The following is a 3,195-nucleotide window of genomic DNA, read 5'->3' as shown; positions in this document are numbered from 1 at the left end:
GGTTCCTTACCTCCACCCCACACCCCACACCCCACACCCCACACCCCACACCCCACACCCCACACCCCACACCCCACACCCCACACCCCACACCCCACACCCCACACCCCACACCCCACACCCCCTTTCAAGTCAGAAGTTAAAAAACAGGAGAATAAAGTTAAGAAAAAATCTGAGAGTGAGAATGAACCGATTTTAAGCCTATTTACGCCCCAAGAACCCCCAGAAAATGCGATTTTATGGCTTGATGCCGAAGATAAAATTAGTTGGACGACAGCGGAAGAGCGAGCGCCGGACAAGGGTTTAATTATCTATCAACAGGCGATCGAAAAACGGGAAAATTTTCTAGTTATCCTCGATAATGCCAAAGCTTACCCGATTGCTACCCGGGAAGTCCCCCCGCAAGCGAATCAACCAGTGTTAATCTCCAGTCTGCTGACCAAAACCGCCCAAAAAGAGTCAGAAGCCGTGTTAAATCAATTTTTCTTGACAGAACCTCAAAAAAATCAAGAATTGCTTTTACTGAGTCAACAGGGGCGAATAAAGCGACTTCCCATCGATGAATTAGAGGGGGTTGGTAGTCGGGGTTTGTCCCTGATGAAATTGAAAGAAGACGATCGCCTATATGCCGCTCTTTTTACTCACGAAGGCCTGGACTTAGCGATCGCCACCAGTAGCGGTCGAGTGTTACGTTATCCCGTGCGCGAGGAATTATTGCCAATGATGAGTAAATCCGCTCAGGGTTTGGCAATTTTGCGATTGCGCTACGGGGAACATCTAGCCGGCTGTGTTTCTCTCCCCCATCGGGAAAATCTGCTGCTGATTTCGGGATTAGGTTACGGAAAAAGACTGGCGATCGAGAATTTACGCTTATCACAATTAGGCGATCTTGGTTCACCTGCTTTACAATTCGTCAACAAACAGGATAGTTTAGCGGCCATGGTAGCGGCGCGGGCGGGGAGTATAGTGTTATTAAGTACCAATCAGAATCGAAAACTACCCTTAGAGGTGGAAACTGTGGCAGTCACGGGTAAAGACGGGACAGGTTCACAATTAGTCAAACTCAACCCCACAGAAAAAATTATCAAAGCACAATTGTTACATCGTCTCTAAACAATGGCGAAAAAACCGAAAAATGTTGCTACTAAACACCGAAATTGGCAAAGATGGTTAAAACTAACTCTGGTCGCAGTTTTTGGGTTTATTATCCTTAATTTAGCGATTAATTTAGCCATCCGCTTGCCAATTAATCAACAAAAACCCGTTGATGCCATTTTAGTTTTGGGGGGCAGCATTCGTCGGGAAATTTATGTGGCCAATCTGGCCAAGCAATACCCCAATATACCGATTTTAATTTCCCAAGGCTCGAAAGATCCCTGTATTTTATTACTATTTGAACGGGCAAAAGCACCAAAAACTAACGTCTGGTTAGAAAAGTGTGCCGATTCTACCTTCGGCAATTTTTTCTTTGCCGTGCCAATTTTAAAACAATGGGGAGTACATAAAGTAAAAGTTGTCACTTCTCCTACTCATTTACCCCGCGCTAAATGGTTAGCAGAAATTCACTTGCAATCCCACGGTATAGCAGTAGAAATCGATGCAGTCAGAGAAATTGGTATTCCGGGTAATCACGAATCAAAGCTAAAAACTGGTTTAGATGTGACTAGAAGTATAATTTGGGCTTTTGTCGGACAATTAATCTATCCCCCCTGTTGGCAAGTCATTCCCTTAAATTCCGTTGATTTGGAAGCTTGGCGCGATGAAGGTTTTCAATGTGAATCTCAAGGTAAGATCAGGTAAACAATCCTCTCCCAGTTAGTTTTTTAGCGGCTGTATCCCATTTTTGTAAATCTACTAACTTGGGGTTTTTAAAGGCAAACTCTCTCTTCCCACTTTCCTATACCTTTTAAACAGGATTGAGTATCAGAAACCCTATGGGGTATTGGCGATCGCATCTAGAGCCAGATTCAGTTTCAGCACGTTAACCCCCGGTTCGCCGAAGATGCCGAGAAAGCGATCGTCGGTGTTTTTGATAACGAGGATCTCCACTTGATTCGTCGGTAATCCCCGCACCCGCGCCACCCGCTCGATCTGCGCTCTGGCGGCCTCTGGGGTGATATGGGGATCGAGACTGGAACCGGAGGTATATACCAGAGCTGCGGTGGGTTTAATTGCCGCTTTCTCTAATCGGGGAATCTCCCCCTCTATAGCTTTCGCCGGATCAGGATCGGGTTTTCCTTTAATGCGATCGATCAATGCGGGGTTACTGGGAGCTAGGTTACTCGCCCCCGAAATTCCGGTTTGCAGGACTTTGTTAGGATCGTTTTTCGGATCGGCCGTACTGTAGGCGGTGGTACTCGGACGACTATTAAAATAGCGATCGCCGGTGAAAGGTTGCCCAATTAGAGCCGAACCCACCACTTGACCTTGATTATTGGTAATTAAACTCCCGTTCGCTTGCCAGGGAAAAAGAATTTGACCGATGGCGATCATCGCAAAAGGATAGATCAGGGCGGTAATTACCCAGAGAACTAGGGTAGAACGGATGGCTCTACCGGCCTCGCGTGCAAAACTCATGATTAGACCTCTTAAGTCGGGTTTGCGGCAAAAAGTTTGTTGGTGGGGTTAGGAGTCAGGAGCCAGTAGTCAGGAGTCAGGAGAATTAAGAATAAACAACAATCAATGAAAGAGTCTATTTAGAGATTTTCTGCTTTTTCCCATTTTTGAACTCTCAAAAATTAATTGTGCCAGAAATCTCTTAAAACCTCTCGGGTATAAAAATGACAAGGAATAGGTAGATAAATAAAGCAAAGGCGACTAATCCTAAAAGGGTTAATGCGGAGGCTTGCCCCCTATCGATAGTGCTTCCCGTAGAAGCTTGAACGATGGAGGAGAAAAGAATTGTTAGATAGAAATTTAAGAAAATGTACCCAAAAAATCGGTATTTTCTAGGGGCTGCTTTCATAAGAATTAGAGTTTTTTGGAGATTTGTTTTTGCCAGTAAATCAAGAAAATAGCTGTAGTTGTCAAAAATTATCAGACACCCCCCTTATCAAGCTATCCATTAGTCACATCTTTCTTAACATAAAATTTGACAAAAAGAGAAAAGTGTGCAAGATGGCTCAAGGAGGTTCTATGGGGGAACTAATTTGATGAGATAGTTTCCAAGTCTGGCTGATATCATGTAACCTTCGC

General features: G+C 44.7%; 4 protein-coding genes. 2 read left to right on the top strand and 2 right to left on the bottom strand.

The genetic code is table 11. From position 1 onward, the window contains the following. Both IM462_RS20465 and IM462_RS20460 read left to right on the top strand, forming a co-directional pair. Positions 1–1,113: DNA gyrase C-terminal beta-propeller domain-containing protein (locus tag IM462_RS20465; protein WP_287715554.1), on the top strand; the 1,113-nt coding region annotated here is incomplete at its 5' end. A gap of 3 nt (positions 1,114–1,116) precedes the next feature. After that, the gene (locus tag IM462_RS20460) at positions 1,117–1,800 is read left to right on the top strand and encodes a YdcF family protein (protein ID WP_287700783.1); all 684 of its coding nucleotides are present in this window, start codon (positions 1,117–1,119) and stop codon (positions 1,798–1,800) included. Between the two features lie 132 nt (positions 1,801–1,932). Here the strand turns inward: IM462_RS20460 and kdpC are convergent, their stop codons facing one another. Both kdpC and IM462_RS20450 read right to left on the bottom strand, forming a co-directional pair. Next, positions 1,933–2,577 carry a K(+)-transporting ATPase subunit C gene (gene kdpC, locus IM462_RS20455; protein WP_287700785.1) on the bottom strand — a complete coding sequence of 215 codons (645 nt, stop codon included), beginning with the start codon at positions 2,575–2,577 and terminating at the stop codon, positions 1,933–1,935. Positions 2,578–2,758: 181 nt separating this feature from the next. Continuing rightward, a complete protein-coding gene (locus IM462_RS20450; RefSeq protein WP_287715551.1) occupies positions 2,759–2,965 on the bottom strand; it encodes a potassium-transporting ATPase subunit F in 207 nt (68 codons plus the stop codon). Between the last annotated feature and the right edge of the window lie 230 nt (positions 2,966–3,195).

Source organism: Microcystis sp. M144S2 (assembly GCF_020246065.1).
Classification (GTDB): Bacteria; Cyanobacteriota; Cyanobacteriia; order Cyanobacteriales; family Microcystaceae; genus Microcystis; species Microcystis ichthyoblabe_A.
The sequence above is the reverse complement of the archived record's forward strand: the minus strand, read 5'-3'. Positions and strand labels throughout refer to the sequence as shown.